Genomic DNA, 15,938 nt, shown 5'->3' with positions numbered 1-15,938 from the left:
TTGGAAGCCGGTGAACCCGTCCAACGCGACCACCCCTACCCCCGCACCGACGCGCCGATCCCGCTCACCCCACCGCTACACCCTCGTTTGTGATGAGCCCATAACGTTTGCCGATCTCGTCGAGAGTCATCTCCTCCGCTTCCTCAATGCCAGCACGGCAGCGCAGCACATCGGCTGACCGAACGCCTAGCCTCGGCTCGAGCGCAAGGAAATCGAACGCGGCCTCCACACCCGATCGCTGGTCTATGCGCCTTTCAAGCTCAGCTATGGGATCGCTTACGGCTAAACGAGCTACTTGCTCTGGAACGTCGTCGAGACCGGCGGTGCGCGATCTCGTCGAGCTCGCTCTGCGAACCGCCGGCGAAACGCAGCCGGGCGCCTGGCCACTGCGCGAGATCGAGCCCTCACCGGGCGGTCGAGCACTCGACGCCCCGGCATCCTTCGACGAGGGCCTGCACCTGGGCACCCAGACGGCCCTCGCGCACACGCAGGCTGACGCCGTCGTCAGCCTCTCGCGAATCGGCTCCCAGGAGAACCGGGAGACGAGGCTGCGCCGGTTCGGCGGGGGCAACCACCCCGCGCGGCACGTCGAGTACTGGATCGTCGACTCCGACGATCCGAGCACGCACAACGACCTCGCGGCAGCGCTGAACGACGCCGCCGACACCGTGGCCGAGCTTCGGGCGGAGGGACACACCGTCTTCCTGCACTGCGTGCACGCCCACCACCGAACGCCCTCCGTCGCGCTGCTCTACGCCGTGGAGCACTGCGGCCTGACGGCGGACGACGCGGCCGAGCAGATCCGCGCCACCCTCGGCGTCGACCACATCGACGGGCTGCTGTGGAACACGGCGATGCACATGGCGCAGCGCATCACGGCGCACCGCAAGCCTTGAGAGCCGAAGGGGTGGTATGACGACGAGCTCGCCTCGGCCGACGACCCCGGTTCGGGCCTCCACCCGGTCTCCATGGCCCGTGTAGCGGGGGAGGTCACCGACGAGGAATACCGCGCGTACTTCTACGGCAGCTCTCGCCGTCGGGACTGACGGGCCCCTCCCGACGGCGAGCCAACTCCCGGCCTCGTCGACGGAGGGCGCCATCTGCCTACACTATGAGGCCCGGAACCGCTCGTAGTGAATCTCGAGAAGCTCCGGGTCGGGGCGCTCCGGCCGGCTCCTGGGGACCACCATGAGAGGCGTGTCGTGCAGGCGCTTGATCCCGTGCTCCAGGAGGGGCCCATCGATCTCGTCGAGAATGTCTGCCCTGACCTCCACGCGCAGATCTGGCGTGAGGCCCAGGATGCCCGCGTCGTACGCGGCGTGATGAATCTTGCACAGCGCAAGACCATTGCGAACGGACGCGACACCCCTTTCGTGCCGATCTTCGACGATGTGAGCAGCATCCAACAGGACAGAGTGCCTGAGTTGGCACACGGCACAGCTTGCCTCGTAGGCCCGCATGACGATGCTTCGAAACACTGGCTGGTGCAGGCGGCGATAAGTCTCCTGCCTGAGGTAGCGGCGCATGACCTCCTCCACCCGTGATCCTGTCGATTCCAGGTGCTGAAGACCGTCCGTCGCGACGACGAACTGTTGCTCCCGCTGCTCCTCGGCGATCAAGTAGACGGGGAAGACCGGCTTGTAGAGCGCAACGCCCACACCCCAGAACCAGATGAGCGGAACTCTCTCGTGCATGGCTTGACGAAGAGACCTGTTCTCCGGATGCGCGGGGTCGTCGCCGCGCCACTTGTAGCGCACCAAACCGTCCACGCCGAGGTCGTCCTCGTACGGCCGTTCCGCGCCGGCGGGACGAAACGTCGTCCTGATGGACAGAGCCGACGCGAATTGACGCGGCTTCCGGATCCCCCGCTGCGCATCCATGAGACGGAAGCGCTCATCGCCCCAGGTGAACTCATTGATCTGCTCCGACGTGAGGGCGTCCAGACCGTCATTGGTCCGAGCCGATAGCCACGCAATGGCAGCGGCCCGAAGGTCATCCTGCTGCTGCGGCGACCAGGTCACAGTCTTGCGGTCGCCCGTTCAGCCCTGTCGAGACGACGACGTTCCGTCGACCTCTCGCACGCGACCCACCGACGGGGCTCGGCACTCATGGCGAGAGCGTAACGACTTCAGGGACCCCACAGCGACCAATGGGCGAAGTTCGGTGCAAGCACCTGCGGTGGAATGCTCCAGGACACCTCGAGCGACGCGCGCTGGGCAGCCGATGGTGAGCATGCCCCTTGGGGCCGGCGCACGCCGAGGGCATCGGAATGGCGACCACGAGCGGCTGATTGCGCTCTTCTACACCTCAGCTGCAGGCCGAAGCATGCAAGGCCAAACGCATCCGCCCGCCCATCCGCCACGCCGCCGGCGCCGAACACCTCACATCCGGGCAGCGAGAACAGGTGGGAGTGAGGCAGGATGGTGACCCATGGGCGACTCGACTGCGGCGGCATCCCTGGCCGCGTCACTCGCTCGCTGCGGCACCGGCGACCAGACTGCCTTCGCCGAGGTGTACGACCAATCGTCGGCGCGCGTCCATGGGCTCGTACTGCGCGTGGTGCGCGACCCGTCGATGGCCGAGGAATGCACTCAGGAAGTCTTTCTCGAGATCTGGCGCAAGGCCAACACCTTTCGCGTCGACGGCAGCCCGTGGGGGTGGATGCTCGCCATCGCACACCGCCGGGCCGTCGACACCGTGCGCAGCGTTCAGGCCTCGCGAACGCGCGAGAACTCCTACGCCAAGCAGTCATACGAACCACCGTCGCCGGGGCCGGAGGAGGCAGCCATGCACGCCCAGGAACGCGCCGACGTGCGTGACTGTCTCGAAACCCTGAGCCCCGCCCAACGCCCCAGCATCGAACTGGCCTACTGGGACGGCCTCACCCACCACGAGGTGGCGACGCGCCTCGACGCACCCCTCGGCACGGTGAAGTCGCGCATCCGAGACGGCCTGCGCCGGCTGGCGGACTGCCTCACGTCAACCGAGGAAGGAGGCGACCATGCGTGACGAGCCGCACGACCTCGTCGCCGCCTACGCGCTTGACGCCGTCGACGACGTCGAGCGACGACGCTTCGAGAAGCACCTGGCCACCTGCGCGTCATGTCGGAACGAGCTCGAGCATCTGCGTGACGCTGCGGCGTCCCTGTCCGTACCCAGCAGCACCGCCCCGCCGGCTCATCTGCGAGACGAGATCCTGCGAGCGGTCGCCACTGACGCTGAAACCCGCGAAGCTACCCGACCGGTATCCCGCCCGAGCCGACGTCTCTTTCTCGCAGGCGCGGCGGCCACGGTCGTGGGCGTCGGCGGAGTCGGGCTGTGGCGTAACCGGCGCGACGAGCAGCCGGTGACGGCGCAGGACATCCTCGACGACGAGACATCGCAGAAGGGCCGAACGACGTACGCCGGTAGCACCGTGACGGTGGCCCGCAACTCCAAGGGCCAGGGGGCCATTCGCTTCGAGCCGGCCCTCGCACCCGCAACCGGACACGCCTACACGATGTGGACCGGCTCGACACCGAATCACATGGTCAACTCAGGCCAGTTCGACCGCGACGGCCGTCAGAGCACGATGCTGCTCAACGCCGACATGCGCGAAGTCCGCATCGTCGCCGCCACACTGGAGAAGGCGGGTACGACGCCGCGGCAGCCCACCTCCGACCCCGTGCTGACGATCCACCTCACCTGACCCGCCCCTCGGCGAACCCCTGACCGACGACGGAGCCGGGCCCCACGAGATCGTTCTCGTGGGGCCCGGCTTCGACGTCCGAGGGTTCACATCACATGAGAACCGAGTCGATGATGTAGACGGTGGCGTTCGAGGTCTGCACGTTCCCGCACACCACCGAGGACTTGCCGTTCACCATGAACTTCTCGCCGGATCCGGTCACCTTCACCGTGCTCCCGGCGAGGGTCTTGTGCTCACCCGCGAGCTGGTTCGGCGCCATGCGGCCCTTGACGACGTGACCGGTCAGGAGCTTGGTCAGCGCGGCCTTGTCGGCGAGCGTCTTGTCGAGCTGCGCCTTCGGCAGCTTCGTGAACGCCGAGTTCGCGGGCGCGAAGACCGTGAGGTCCTTGCTCGTGTTGAGAGTGTCGACGAGCCCCGCCTTCTTGATGGCCATCGTCAGGGTCGAGAGGGCCGGGTTGTTGGACGCCGCCGTGGCGACCGGATCGCCCGTCATGCCCTGGAAGGAGCCCTTGCCGGACTTCGGCACGCTCGAGCAGGCGGGGCCGAACGGCTTGCTGGCGTTCATACCCTTCTCGCCCATCGCGCTGGACGAGGAGGAGTCGGCCTGGGCCGACGAGCTCGCGCTGGTCGTGGAGGACATCGCGGAGCTGGATCCGCTGGAGGAATCCCCGTTGCCGCACGCGCCGAGCGAGAGCGCTCCGGCGGTGGCGAGAACGAGTGCGGTGGCCTTGGACTTCATGATCTTCTCCTCGGTGCGGTGATTCGGCCTGAGCCGACTTCTGACCGATCGGTCGTCTTCCGATCGTCATCAAGGGTTCGAAGCCGCCTGCCCGACGGATGGGTGTGGCCGCGAAACTTTTTTCCTGGCAACTCAGGTAAGGAAGAAGACCTGCTCCTGCAGGCCGCTCGAGCCGTCCGGAAAGACCGGGGCACGCTCGGCCGTCTGGGTGTCCCCGTCGGCGTCGATCACCCGTGCCGAGACGGTGTGCTGGCCGGTGGGTAGTGAGCTCGCGTCCAGGCGATACATCCACTGACGCCAGAAGTCCTCGTTCACCTCGGGCCCGAGCTCGGCGTCACGCCACGGCCCGCCGTCGAGGCGTACCTGCACGCCGCGGACGCCACTGCGCTGCGCCCACGCGATGCCGCCGACCTTGATGACGCCTCGCTTCACCTGGGCGAGTGACGACGGCGAGTCGATCCGAGCGCTCGGCTTGATGGGCGCATCGTGCGACCACCCGCGCTGCGTCCAGTAGGCCTGGTGCTCGGCGAACGTCGTGACCGTCAGTTTCGTCACCCACTTCGTCGAGCCGATCATGCCGTAGAGGCCGGGCACGACGAGTCGCGCCGGGAAACCATGGCGCCGCGGGAGCGGCTCGCCGTTCATACCGATGGCGAGCAGCGCGTCGCGGTCATCGAGCATCGCCGCCAACGGGGTGCCCGCCGTGAACCCGTCGGTGGACGTGCTGAGAACCTGCGCGTCCGCGCGATGAGGTTCCTTGATGCCCGCTTCGGCAAGCAGCCGGCGGACCGGGACGCCCAGCCACGTCGCGCCGCCGACGTACTCGCCGCCGACCTCGTTGCTCACGCACGTCATCGTGATGTTCTTCTCGACGAGCTTCATGGCAGCGATGTCGTCGTACGTGAACGTGACGCGGCGGTGCACGTCGCCGTCGATCGTCAGGGTCCAGCTCTCACGCTCGACCTGCGGCACCGTCAGTGCCGTGTCGACGCGGTAGAACGATTCGTTCGGTGTGCGCAGCGGCGTGATGGCGGGGTTTCGCCGCTCGAACCCCGCGGGAATCGGTGTGGCGCGACGCCACGCGCGCGGCAGTGACAGTTTCGCCGTGCTCGCCGCCTGCAGCAGCGTCTGCCCCGCCGCGACGGCGAGCCCACTGAGCGCCAGGCTTCCGAGCACGCCCCCGACGAAAACCCTCCGCCCGGGCTCGGTCATATCCGCCTCCTCGCTCGGCGTGGGCGAGGGACTGAGCCGCAACAGCAACAGCATCACGCCGATACCGACGACGAAGGCCACGAGCGTCGGCCCGAGATCGACGATCCGCGCGCTCGGCCGCGTCATGACGGCCCAGGCTGGCACCGCGGCCAGTGCGGCGAGGCCGACCGCACCCCACGCTTTGCGCCGCCCCGCGAGCAGCCCGATGAGCGCCGTGGCCACGACGACGACGAGCGCCACCGTGCCGAGGAGCAGTGGCTTGTCCTTGGTGCCGAAGTGGGCGATGGCCCAGTCCTTCACCGCCGTCGGCGTGTGATCGATGACCGCGTACCCGACCGCGAGCACCGGTGAGGACGACGCGTTCGAGGCAGCAGCGAGCAGATGGGCCACCGACAAACCGGCGGCTCCGCCTGCCACACCGGCCAGAGCGTGACGGCTGCGTCGGGCCAGGGCTGGGCGAGGTGTCATGCCCGGTGTTCGTAGCCACCGAGCCCGGGGATGGGAACGGGGCCGAGGTTCACGACCCCGGCCCCGCTCGTGTCACTCAGTCACGAGCTCGAACGAGTGGCCTCCTCGCGCTCGGCGCGACGCGTCACGACGAGGCTCGAGATCGTCACGGCGAGCAGCGACACGACGATGACCGACAGCGACACGGCCGTCGACGGCGTCCACACCCAGTGCCACACGTCGTGCGCCCAGTGCGCGATGAGCTTGTAGCCGATGAACGCGAGGATGATGGCGAGGCCGTACCCGAGGTGCACGAGCTTGCTCAGCACGCCCTCGACGAGGAAGTACAGCGCGCGCAGGCCGAGCAGCGCGAACGCGTTCGTCACGAAGACGAGGTAGGGGTCGCCCGTGATGCCGTAGACGGCGGGCACCGAGTCGAGCGCGAACATCGCGTCGGCCGCGAGCACCGCCACCGTGACGACGGCCAGCGGCGTCAGTATGCGGCGCTTCTTACCGGTCTCGTCGGCCTCGACGACGCTCATGCTCGTGCCGCGGTAGTCGTCGGTCACCGGGTAGAAGCGGCGCAGGAACTTCACCGAACCGAGCTCGCTCGGGTCGATCTCTTCCTCCTCGTCGCTACGCGTGTCACGCCAGACCTTGACGGCCGTCCACAGCAGGAACAGACCGAAGATGACGAACATCCACGAGAACTTGGTCAGCAGCGAGGCGCCGATCGCGATCATGATGGCACGCATGACGAGCGCGCCCGCCACACCGATGAGCAGCACCCGCTGCTGGTAGGCCTTCGGCACTGCGAATGCCGCGAGCAGCAGCATGAAGATGAACAGGTTGTCGACCGACAGCGACTTCTCGACGATGTAACCCGTGTAGTACTCGGTGCCGATCTGGCTGCCGTGCTGCGACCAGAGCCACCCACCGAACGCCACCGGCAGGCCGATGTAGAACAGCGACCACCCGGTCGCTTCCTTCATCGAGACCTCGTGCGGCTTGCGCGTGACGATGAAGTCAAGGACGAACAGAACAAGAACACCGACGATCGTGGTCGTCCAGAGCGCCGGTGTGGCAATGGTTTCCATGATGAGAACACCTCAGTTCGCATACGTGTTGAACTGAGGTCTCCTTCACGACGACGCTGTCGCCGCTTCCGCACGGGAGCGCGGCTGGGCGCGCTCGTACTGACCGAAATCGGAACGTGGGAAGTACTCCCCTCGTAGGCAAGCTTAACAGCGGCCGGCGGTGATCGCATCCGAGCGCCTCGCCCACGGCCTGCGCCCGGGGCATCGGCCGGCGACATCGCACCGCCCCCTCGGGCCTGCCATCCGCGCGCCCGCGCAGGGCACCGCCGTCAGCGACGAGCCGGGTCGCGCGTCGCGACGGGATCGAAGAAGTTCGAGAGCACCGAGGACTTCCCGTCCCGCGCCGAGTCGAGTGCGATGCCGTCGATGTTGATCCGCCCCTGACGCATCGACCCTTGCGAGAACTGGATCCAACTCGAGCGCGAGCCGTCGACGTTCGCGAAGTAGTCGAACCCCTCGACGCCGTGGAGAAACGCGTACTTCGGGTTGCGCATCGAGTACGGCGTGGTGTCCGAGATGTCCGCACCGAACGCGAAGATGATCTCCTTCGTCGGCCCGACGATCGGCTTGACGTCGGCATCCCAGCGCGCCGCGTCCGCTTTGATCGCCTCGAGCGACGCCTTGGTGATGTTGATGTGACCGTACGAGTGCGACGCGAAGTTCCACCCCGTGGCCTTCATCGCGTTCGCCACCGTCCTAGCCTTGGCGCGCTCGGCGTCGGTCTTCGCACTGTGGCCGTACGCGGCGTACGACGAGCGGTAACCCAGCACCCCGTTGTAGCCCGTGAGCGCGATCGTGCCCTTGTCCCCGCGGTAGGAGAAATCCGGGTGCTCGCGCACGAAGTCGTCGACGATCGGCACGACGTCATCGGCCCCCTTGCGCACCTTTCCACCCTTCTCCGGGTAGGTGGTGCGCACGCCCTTCGAGCCGTCGACGACGAGGCTCGTCGCGAACCCGTCGCCGGCCATGTACTCGTAGTAGCTGACGTCGTCAACCGAAAGGACGAGCGGCTTCTTGCCCGCCGGCAGCACGATCGGCACCGGGTGCATCTGCCCGTCCGCGCCCCGCTTGGCAACCCGCTGTGGATGGACGAGCACGTACCCCTTGGCGTACATCGAGTTCAGCTGCGCCACGAACTCGCGCTTGGTGACCATGTAGTCCTTGTACCCCTGCGCCTTGCCCTGCCCGGCGTGGAACGCGAGCGCCGGGTCGACGACGAGCGAGTGGTAGAAGACGTGCGAGATCTGCGTGTTGTCGGCGAACGGTTTCGCCTTCGCCTTGGCGTCGTTGATGGCGCGACGCTCGGCGTCGGCTTCCTCCGAGGTCTGACCCTTCAGCGCGGCCGTCGCCGCGGCGTAGTCGTACATGCGACGCAGCTCGCGGGCTCGTGCCACGGGGTCGTCGGCGCGAGGTGACGACGTCTTCGCCGATGACGACGCGGACGACGAGGCGCCGGGAGACACTTGCCGAGAGGATCTGCTCGCCCCGCCATCACCGCCACCCGAGGAGCAGCCACCCGAAGCGGTGACGATGACGAGGGCCGCGACGGCGGGGCGTGCGGCGGACGTGAACATGCGCAAATGCGGCATCGAGGCTGTCATCTCTGCTCTGCCCCCTCCGGGCGCTGGGGTAACAATCTCTGCTACGACCAACTATGCCCCCTCCACCTCAGCCGGCGGGCAGCGGGATGCCGCAGGTTCGCGAGCGTTGGCACCCAGCACGCCCGCGGCGCGGGAACGCGGCGGGAGCACCCACGCCGTACGCGAGAATGTGTCCATGCCGCTTCCTGTGTCGGTGATCCAGCGCGCCTCCTCCGTCCTCACGCCGGCCTCCCCCTGGCAGAGCGACGTCTTCATCGCCCGCCTGCGCGCCCAGTGGCCCGCCCTGCGTGACGGCCTGAACGTCGTCCACCCCGGCCGCGTCGAGGAGATCGCCGGTGACCTCGTCGAGATCGCGGCGCGCCGCTTCCTCGAGCGCCCCGAGGAACTCCACGACCTCGACCGTCGTCGCGAAGCCGACCCGCACTGGCTCTCGTCGCCGCGCATGATCGGCTACGCCGCCTACACCGAACGCTTCGGCGGCACCCTCGCCGGCGTCGCCGAACGCACCGCCTACCTCGACGAACTCGGTGTCACCTACCTGCACCTCATGCCGTTGCTGCGCACCCGCGCCGGTGACAGCGACGGTGGCTACGCCGTCGTCGACTACCGCAAGGTCCGCGACGACCTCGGCACGATGATCGACCTCGAAGCCCTCGCCACGACGCTGCGTCACCGCGGCATCAGCCTTGTGCTCGACTTCGTTCTCAACCACGTCGCCGAGGAGCACGAGTGGGCGACGAAGGCGCGCGCCGGCATCCCGAAGTACCGCGACTACTTCCACATGTTCCCCGACCGCTCCGTGCCCGACGCCTACGAGCGCACGCTGCCCGAGGTCTTCCCCGACTTCGCGCCGGGCAACTTCACCTGGGACGAGAAGGCCCAGGCGTGGGTGTGGACGACGTTCAACGCATTCCAGTGGGATCTCAACTGGTCCAACCCCGACGTGCTGGCCGAGTTCACCGACATCATGCTGTTCCTCGCGAACAAGGGCGTCGAGGTGCTGCGTCTCGACGCCATCGCGTTCATGTGGAAGCGGATGGGCACGAACTGCCAGAACCAGCCCGAGGTGCACGCGCTGACGTCGATCCTGCGTGCCGTCGCGCGGATGGCGGCACCCGGCCTCGCGTTCAAGGCCGAGGCCATCGTCGGGCCGCACGACCTCGTGCAGTACCTCGGCCTCGGCGAGTACGAGGAGCGCCTCTCGGACCTCGCCTACCACAACACCTGGATGGTGCAGCTGTGGTCGATGATCGCCGCCCAGGACACGCGTCTCGCGGTGCACACGCTCCGCGGACTGCCGCCGACGCCCGAGGGCGCCACCTGGATCTCCTACATCCGCTGCCACGACGACATCGGCTGGGCCATCGACGACGGCGACGCCGCCGCCGTCGGCCTCTCCGGCCCGCTGCACCGCGCGTTCCTCTCCGACTTCTACGCGGGCGAATCGTTCGATTCATTCTCGGACGGCCTTGTCTTCCAGGCCAATCCGCAGACAGGCGACCGACGCATCTCCGGCACGATGGCGTCGCTGACCGGCGCGAGCGATTCGTACAACCCTCACCTGACGGCAACCGGCGTGGCGCGGATGAAGCTTCTCGTCGCCGCCACGTACGGCACCGGCGGCCTGCCCGTGATCTGGTCGGGCGACGAACTTGCCCTGCCCAACGACCCCGAGTGGGCAAGCGACCCGACCCACGCCGACGACAACCGCTGGGCTCACCGCCCGGCTCTGCCCGACACGGCGCTCGCCCAGCGTCACGATCACGGCAGCGTCACCGGCGCGATCTTCGAATGGCACTGCTCCGTCGGGCAGGTGCGCGCGCGGCTGCCTCAGCTCGACGGGCAGATCGCCTCCGAGGTGCTACCTGTCGCGAATCCGGGCGTGCTGGCCGTCGGGCGTCGCCACGCCGCGGGCGACATGGTGCAGCTCTACAACGTCACGGACTCCGAGCAGACGTGGCCGGCCGAGTGGCTGGGCGGCTTCACGCTCGGCGCGTGCACCTTTGGCCAGGGTGACGAGACGCTCGTGGACGCCCTCACGGCCCGGGTCGTGCACGCGGACGCTGACGGCGACATCCACCTGCCCCCGTGGGGCGTGCTCTGGCTCGTCGCCGGCGACTGAGAGACGCTCGAGGGGGATCCTGTCGACGTTCCGCATCGTCTGTCGCGCGCATCGTCTACAGACTTCCTGGAGCGCTTATCTTGATTCATTCCAGAAAGCGCGCGACCATGGAGGCATGACCACGACCCAGACCTCGCCGCCGGACCCGCGCACCATGCTGCGCGAGGCCAACCTGCGCGTCACGGGTCCGCGCCTGGCCATCCTCGAAGCGCTCGAGAACCGGCCGCACTCCGACGCCGACACCGTCCTCAAGGCGGTGCGCGAGGGGTACGGCGCCGTCTCGATGCAGACGGTCTACGACGCGCTGCACGCCATGACGGCTCACGGCATCATCCGCCGTATCGAACCGGCGGGGCAGTCCGCGCTGTACGAACGCCGCATCGGTGACAACCACCACCACCTCGTGTGTCGCCGTTGCGCGACGATCGTCGACATCCCGTGCGCCGTGGGCGAAACCCCGTGCCTCACAGCGGCACACGAGAGCGATCTGAGCTCCGGTTTCGAGATCGACGAAGCCGAGGTCACCTACTGGGGCCTATGCGCCGCCTGCCGCGAGAACACCCCGCCGATGTGACGCCAGGACGAACGCGTTTCACCCTGTTCGTCACCGATGACACCCCCTAGGGTGGAGACCGAAGCACTTCCTCCCCTACCGATCACACCCGACCAACCGAAGGAGCACCTCATGGTCGACAACGAGCAGGGCCGCAACCAGGAGCACCCCCCGCTGACGACGGCGGCCGGCGCCCCGGTCGCCAACAACCAGGACTCGATGACGGCCGGCCCGCGTGGCCCGATCCTTCTGCAGGACCTGTGGCTCATCGAGAAGCTCGCCCACTTCGACCGTGAGGTCATCCCGGAGCGTCGTATGCACGCCAAGGGTTCGGGCGCGCACGGCACGTTCACGGTGACGAGCCCCGAGATCCAGAAGTACTCCAAGGCCAAGATCTTCTCCGAGGTCGGCAAGCAGACGCCGATGATGGCCCGCTTCTCCACCGTCGCCGGTGAGCGCGGCGCGGCCGACGCCGAGCGCGACATCCGCGGTTTCTCCCTGAAGTTCTATACCGAAGAGGGCAACTGGGACATGGTCGGCAACAACACGCCGGTCTTCTTCTTCCGCGACCCGATGAAGTTCCCCGACCTCAACCACGCCGTCAAGCGTGACCCGCGCACCAACCTGCGCAGCCCGGAGAACAACTGGGATTTCTGGTCGTCGCTGCCCGAGGCGCTGCACCAGGTCACCATCGTCATGAGTGACCGCGGCATCCCCAAGACGTTCCGCCACATGCACGGCTTCAGCTCGCACACCTACTCGTTCATCAACGAGGCCGGCGAGCGCTTCTGGTGCAAGATGCACTTCCGCACCCAGCAGGGCATCGAGAACCTCACCGACGACGAGGCCGCACAGGTCATCGCCGAAGACCGCGAGTCCTCGGGCCGCGACCTCTACGAGGCCATCGAGCGCGGTGACTTCCCCAAGTGGACGATGTACGTGCAGATCATGCCGGAGGAAGACGCGAAGACGTACCGCTTCCACCCGTTCGACCTGACAAAGGTGTGGAGCAAGAAGGACTACCCACTCATCGAGGTCGGCGAGTTCGAGCTCAACCGCAACGCGGACAACTTCTTCGCCGACATCGAGCAGGCCGCCTTCGCGCCGTCGCACCTCGTGCCGGGAATCTCGGTCTCGCCCGACCGCATGCTGCAGGCCCGCCTGTTCAGCTACACGGACGCGCAGCGCTACCGCCTCGGCGTCAACCACCACCAGATCCCGGTCAACGCGCCGAAGTGCCCCGTGCACACCTTCCACCGCGACGGCCAGATGCGCGTCGACGGCAACAAGGGCAGTGAGACGCACTACGAGCCGAACAGCTACGGCGCGATGCAGGAGCAGCCCTCCTACGCAGAGCCGGCGTCCGACATGGCGAAGTATCAGGAGATGGCGCACGTCGCCGACCACTGGGACTACCGCGCGGACGACGACAACTACTACGAGCAGCCGGGCAACCTGTTCCGCCTCATGTCGCCCGAGCAGCAGCACGCGCTGTTCGCCAACACGGCCGCCGCCATCAAGGGCGCGACCGCGCAGACGATCGAGCGTCACATCGAGAACTGCACGAAGGCCGACCCGGCCTACGGCGAGGGCGTCCGCAAGGCGTGCATCGCCAACGGCGCGCTCGAGGTCTGACCCTCGGGCCACCAGCACGAAAGGGGCCGGGCCCGAAACCACACCTCGTGTTTCGGGCCCGGCCCCTTTGCGACCTCCGCGAGCGTCTTGCCGCCCCGCGTGACGGCGGACGTGTCAGCCGCCGCTCACCATGTGCAGCACGTCCGGTGAGGCGCTCTCGCAGCTGTCGAAGTGGTTACCCGAACCACGTGCCTTCTGCTTGGAGCTGTCACGGACCTCCAGCATGCCGTTGTAGGCGTTGACGCCGTACGAGCTCGGCGATCCACCGCTCGGCGACATGCTGCCGCTCGAGCTGCCCACGTACGCCTGGTAGCCCGAACCGTCGTAGCCGTACGCAGCCGACCCGCTCGCGCTCGCTGCGTTCCACGCGACGACCGGCGCGCTGCAGCCGGGCAGGTTGATGAAGTCCAGTCCGTTGCTTCCTCCGCCGCCACGCAGGGTGAAGGAACCGATTCGGCTGGCGCCCTCGCTTCCGGCCCGCCAGACCGTGACCGTGTTGCCCTCACGGGTCATCGCGTAGTCCGAACCGCCCATGCTCGTCGTCTTGACGAGGCCGGGAAGCTCGCTGACACCCGTCGTGCTCGGGCTGGGTGCAGGGGCAGGGGCAGGTTCCTCGGTGGTCTGCGACGGTGCAGGCGCAGGTGCTCCCCCGCCGCCGTTGTTGCCACCGTTCGAGTTGCCCTGTGTCGTGGAGGGGTCGGGGCTGCTCGTCGAACTCTGTGTCGTGCTCGACGACGTCGAGGACGACGTGCTCTTCGTCGGTGCGCTGGTGGAGGAGTCGCTCACCGGCGGCGGATCGGCCTTGTCGTCTCCGCGACCGTTCGTGAAGAGGTAGCCGAGCATTCCGACGACGGCGAGCGCGACAACGGCGATGAGCGCCACGAGCATCTGGTTCGTCTTGGCGGGCCGGGCGGACGACGTCGCCGCGGGCTCCACCGGGGGCACGCCGCCCCCGTACTCGTCCGCGTCGTCGGAGGCGTACCCGTTGTACGGCTGATCCGCGGCGCGGTCAGCACCGAGACGGGTGGGTTCCTCGTCGAAGAACGCCCCGCTCGTGTTCGCGCCGGCCGTGGCCCCCACGGCCGTGCGCGTGCCGCAGTTGCTGCAGAACGGCCCCGAGACCTGCTCCCCACATTCGACGCAGTGCCGCTTGTCGTGCTGCATTCCGCTCCCCTCGTTGCTCGTGTCGAGCGTCCTCACATCGACTCTGCCATGTATGACGCACGAAGGAGGCACGTGGTTCACACGTGAGAACACGATTCGACAACAATGCTTTTTCGCCGAGGGTTCCCAGTGGTGACACAGGTCGGGATGACACGGTGGCCCGGTGAACAACGATCCCGTCGGCGTCGTCGTCATGGCAGCGCTGTTCGGTGCCGTGTGCGGGCTCCTGCTCGTGGGAGTCATCGCCCTGACGCTCCGCCTCGACCGCTCGCGGCACGCGAAGGTGCAACAGGCCCGCGAGGCGCGTTATCCGTCATCCGAGTAGGCCACGCGGCTCTCGCGCGGCGCATGAGAGTCTGGACGCCGTGACCAGCACGACGGATCCCGCACCCGGCAATCTCGCACCCGGCGTCGTCGCCGCAGACGTCGACGCCGCCGCAGCACGCCTCGAGAGCCTCCTGGCTCCGACGCCTCTGACCGAGAGCGACCGCCTGAGCGTCAAGCACGGCGCCACCGTCGTCCTCAAGCGTGAGGATCAGCAGCCGGTGCGCTCCTACAAGATTCGCGGGGCGAGCAACCTCATCGCGCAGCTCGACGAGGACGCCCGCGCGGCCGGTGTCGTGTGCGCCTCCGCCGGCAACCACGCCCAGGGCGTCGCCTATGCGTGTGCGCGCCTCGGGGTGAAGGCGACGATCTTCCTGCCGCGCACGACGCCGCGTCAGAAGCGTGAGCGCGTGCGCGTGCTCGGCGGCCCGTGGGTGACGACGGTCGTCGAGGGCGACACCTATGACGTGGCGGCCGCAGCCGCCGGTGAGTTCGCCACCACGACCGGGGCAACGCTCGTGCCCGCTTTCGACGACGTGCGCACGATCGCCGGTCAAGGCACGGTGGCGCGCGAGGCGTTCGCCCAGTGCGAGATCCAGCACGGCCGGGTGCCCGACGTCGTCGTCGTTCCCGTCGGCGGCGGCGGCCTGCTCGCCGGCATCACGGCGTGGGTGCGCGAGCGTCACCCCGAGACGCGGATCGTCGGTGTCGAACCCATCGGTGCCCCCTCGCTGCAGGCCGCCCTCACCGCAGGCCACCCGGTCGCGGTGCCGGTCACCGACCCCTTCGTCGACGGCGCCACCGTCGGCCTCCTCGGCGCGCACACCTACCCGGTCATCGCGGCGGGCGGGGTGCCCTGCTTCAGCGTCGCCGAGGGGCGCATCTGCACCGAGATGCTCGACCTGTACCAGAGCGACGGCATCATCGCCGAGCCCGCGGGCGCGCTCGCGTCAGCAGCCCTCGACGACGTCGAGATCGCCCACGGCGACCTCGTCCTCGCCATCCTGTCCGGCGGCAACAACGACGTCTCGCGCTACGCGGAGGTCGTCGAGCGTTCGCTCGTGTACGAGGGGCGCAAGCACTACTTCCTCGTCGAGTTCCCGCAGGAACCCGGCCAGCTGCGCCGGTTCCTCGACGAGATCCTCGGCCCCGACGACGACATCACCCTCTTCGAGTACACGAAGCGCTCCAACCGCGAGACGGGCCCGGCCCTCGTGGGCCTCGAACTGGGCGAGCCGGCCGGGCTCGAGCCGCTGCTCGAACGCATGGCCGACTCCAGGATCCGCACCGAGCGCGTCGACCCGGATTCGCCGCTCTTCGGCATGGTCTTGTGACACAGGCGGGTTCGAGCAGGGC

14 protein-coding genes are annotated in these 15,938 nt (G+C 68.0%); 8 read left to right on the top strand and 6 right to left on the bottom strand.

Annotated features, from left to right (window positions below; genetic code table 11):
- Positions 1 to 323 precede the first annotated feature (323 nt).
- Complete coding sequence (locus tag D1832_RS14140; protein WP_182434809.1) at positions 324 to 896, top strand: protein-tyrosine phosphatase family protein; 573 nt, start codon at positions 324 to 326, stop codon at positions 894 to 896.
- Positions 897 to 1,109: 213 nt separating this feature from the next.
- On the opposite strand, the gene D1832_RS14135 is transcribed toward D1832_RS14140, so the two are convergent.
- Complete coding sequence (locus D1832_RS14135; protein WP_118914969.1) at positions 1,110 to 2,021, bottom strand: HNH endonuclease; 912 nt, start codon at positions 2,019 to 2,021, stop codon at positions 1,110 to 1,112.
- A 409-nt stretch (positions 2,022 to 2,430) separates the two neighbouring features.
- On the opposite strand from D1832_RS14135, the gene sigK reads away from it, so the two are divergent.
- Both sigK and D1832_RS14125 read left to right on the top strand, forming a co-directional pair.
- Positions 2,431 to 3,009, top strand: coding sequence for an ECF RNA polymerase sigma factor SigK (gene sigK / locus D1832_RS14130; RefSeq protein WP_118914968.1), 579 nt, complete (start codon positions 2,431 to 2,433; stop codon positions 3,007 to 3,009).
- The gene (locus D1832_RS14125; RefSeq protein WP_118914966.1) at positions 3,002 to 3,688 is read left to right on the top strand and encodes an anti-sigma factor; all 687 of its coding nucleotides are present in this window, start codon (positions 3,002 to 3,004) and stop codon (positions 3,686 to 3,688) included. The genes sigK and D1832_RS14125 overlap by 8 nt, the downstream gene beginning before the upstream one ends.
- Before the next feature lie 91 nt (positions 3,689 to 3,779).
- Here the strand turns inward: D1832_RS14125 and D1832_RS14120 are convergent, their stop codons facing one another.
- The 4 genes from D1832_RS14120 to D1832_RS14105 form a co-directional block, all read right to left on the bottom strand.
- A complete protein-coding gene (locus tag D1832_RS14120) occupies positions 3,780 to 4,427 on the bottom strand; it encodes a fasciclin domain-containing protein (RefSeq protein ID WP_118914964.1) in 648 nt (215 codons plus the stop codon).
- A 132-nt stretch (positions 4,428 to 4,559) separates the two neighbouring features.
- Positions 4,560 to 6,107, bottom strand: a complete 1,548-nt coding sequence (locus D1832_RS14115) for a molybdopterin-dependent oxidoreductase (protein WP_118914963.1) — start codon at positions 6,105 to 6,107, stop codon at positions 4,560 to 4,562.
- A gap of 80 nt (positions 6,108 to 6,187) precedes the next feature.
- Positions 6,188 to 7,183, bottom strand: coding sequence for a TerC/Alx family metal homeostasis membrane protein (locus D1832_RS14110; protein ID WP_118914961.1), 996 nt, complete (start codon positions 7,181 to 7,183; stop codon positions 6,188 to 6,190).
- A gap of 269 nt (positions 7,184 to 7,452) precedes the next feature.
- A complete protein-coding gene (locus D1832_RS14105) occupies positions 7,453 to 8,757 on the bottom strand; it encodes a polysaccharide deacetylase family protein (protein WP_118914959.1) in 1,305 nt (434 codons plus the stop codon).
- A gap of 202 nt (positions 8,758 to 8,959) precedes the next feature.
- Here D1832_RS14105 and D1832_RS14100 point away from each other — a divergent pair, with 202 nt between their 5' ends.
- From D1832_RS14100 to D1832_RS14090, 3 genes are all read left to right on the top strand, one after another.
- On the top strand, positions 8,960 to 10,906 hold the full coding sequence (locus D1832_RS14100; RefSeq protein WP_118914957.1) for an alpha-amylase family protein: 1,947 nt from the start codon (positions 8,960 to 8,962) through the stop codon (positions 10,904 to 10,906).
- A gap of 115 nt (positions 10,907 to 11,021) precedes the next feature.
- The gene (locus D1832_RS14095) at positions 11,022 to 11,480 is read left to right on the top strand and encodes a Fur family transcriptional regulator (RefSeq protein ID WP_118914955.1); all 459 of its coding nucleotides are present in this window, start codon (positions 11,022 to 11,024) and stop codon (positions 11,478 to 11,480) included.
- Between the two features lie 111 nt (positions 11,481 to 11,591).
- Positions 11,592 to 13,094 (top strand): catalase, encoded by a 1,503-nt coding sequence (locus D1832_RS14090; RefSeq protein ID WP_118914979.1) that lies wholly within the window; start codon positions 11,592 to 11,594, stop codon positions 13,092 to 13,094.
- Positions 13,095 to 13,208: 114 nt separating this feature from the next.
- Here the strand turns inward: D1832_RS14090 and D1832_RS14085 are convergent, their stop codons facing one another.
- Entirely contained in the window at positions 13,209 to 14,258 is a 1,050-nt protein-coding gene (locus D1832_RS14085; protein WP_118914953.1) for a hypothetical protein, read from the bottom strand.
- Between the two features lie 163 nt (positions 14,259 to 14,421).
- On the opposite strand from D1832_RS14085, the gene D1832_RS15445 reads away from it, so the two are divergent.
- Both D1832_RS15445 and ilvA read left to right on the top strand, forming a co-directional pair.
- Positions 14,422 to 14,583, top strand: coding sequence for a hypothetical protein (locus D1832_RS15445; protein ID WP_182434808.1), 162 nt, complete (start codon positions 14,422 to 14,424; stop codon positions 14,581 to 14,583).
- Between the two features lie 31 nt (positions 14,584 to 14,614).
- The gene (gene ilvA, locus D1832_RS14080) at positions 14,615 to 15,916 is read left to right on the top strand and encodes a threonine ammonia-lyase IlvA (protein ID WP_415544806.1); all 1,302 of its coding nucleotides are present in this window, start codon (positions 14,615 to 14,617) and stop codon (positions 15,914 to 15,916) included.
- Positions 15,917 to 15,938: the final 22 nt, after the last annotated feature.

Source organism: Dermacoccus abyssi (genome assembly GCF_003515945.1).
Taxonomy (GTDB): Bacteria; Actinomycetota; Actinomycetes; order Actinomycetales; family Dermatophilaceae; genus Dermacoccus; species Dermacoccus abyssi.
The sequence above is the reverse complement of the archived record's forward strand: the minus strand, read 5'-3'. Positions and strand labels throughout refer to the sequence as shown.

What these genes read in the sequence shown, in the direction of transcription:
- sigK (WP_118914968.1), top strand. Translation starts at nt 2,431, where the DNA reads ATGGGCGACTCGACTGCGGCGGCATCCCTGGCCGCGTCACTCGCTCGC.
- D1832_RS14125 (WP_118914966.1), top strand. Translation starts at nt 3,002, where the DNA reads ATGCGTGACGAGCCGCACGACCTCGTCGCCGCCTACGCGCTTGACGCC.
- D1832_RS14120 (WP_118914964.1), bottom strand. Translation starts at nt 4,427, where the DNA reads ATGAAGTCCAAGGCCACCGCACTCGTTCTCGCCACCGCCGGAGCGCTC.
- D1832_RS14115 (WP_118914963.1), bottom strand. Translation starts at nt 6,107, where the DNA reads ATGACACCTCGCCCAGCCCTGGCCCGACGCAGCCGTCACGCTCTGGCC.
- D1832_RS14110 (WP_118914961.1), bottom strand. Translation starts at nt 7,183, where the DNA reads ATGGAAACCATTGCCACACCGGCGCTCTGGACGACCACGATCGTCGGT.
- D1832_RS14105 (WP_118914959.1), bottom strand. Translation starts at nt 8,757, where the DNA reads ATGTTCACGTCCGCCGCACGCCCCGCCGTCGCGGCCCTCGTCATCGTC.
- D1832_RS14100 (WP_118914957.1), top strand. Translation starts at nt 8,960, where the DNA reads ATGCCGCTTCCTGTGTCGGTGATCCAGCGCGCCTCCTCCGTCCTCACG.
- D1832_RS14095 (WP_118914955.1), top strand. Translation starts at nt 11,022, where the DNA reads ATGACCACGACCCAGACCTCGCCGCCGGACCCGCGCACCATGCTGCGC.
- D1832_RS14090 (WP_118914979.1), top strand. Translation starts at nt 11,592, where the DNA reads ATGGTCGACAACGAGCAGGGCCGCAACCAGGAGCACCCCCCGCTGACG.
- D1832_RS14085 (WP_118914953.1), bottom strand. Translation starts at nt 14,258, where the DNA reads ATGCAGCACGACAAGCGGCACTGCGTCGAATGTGGGGAGCAGGTCTCG.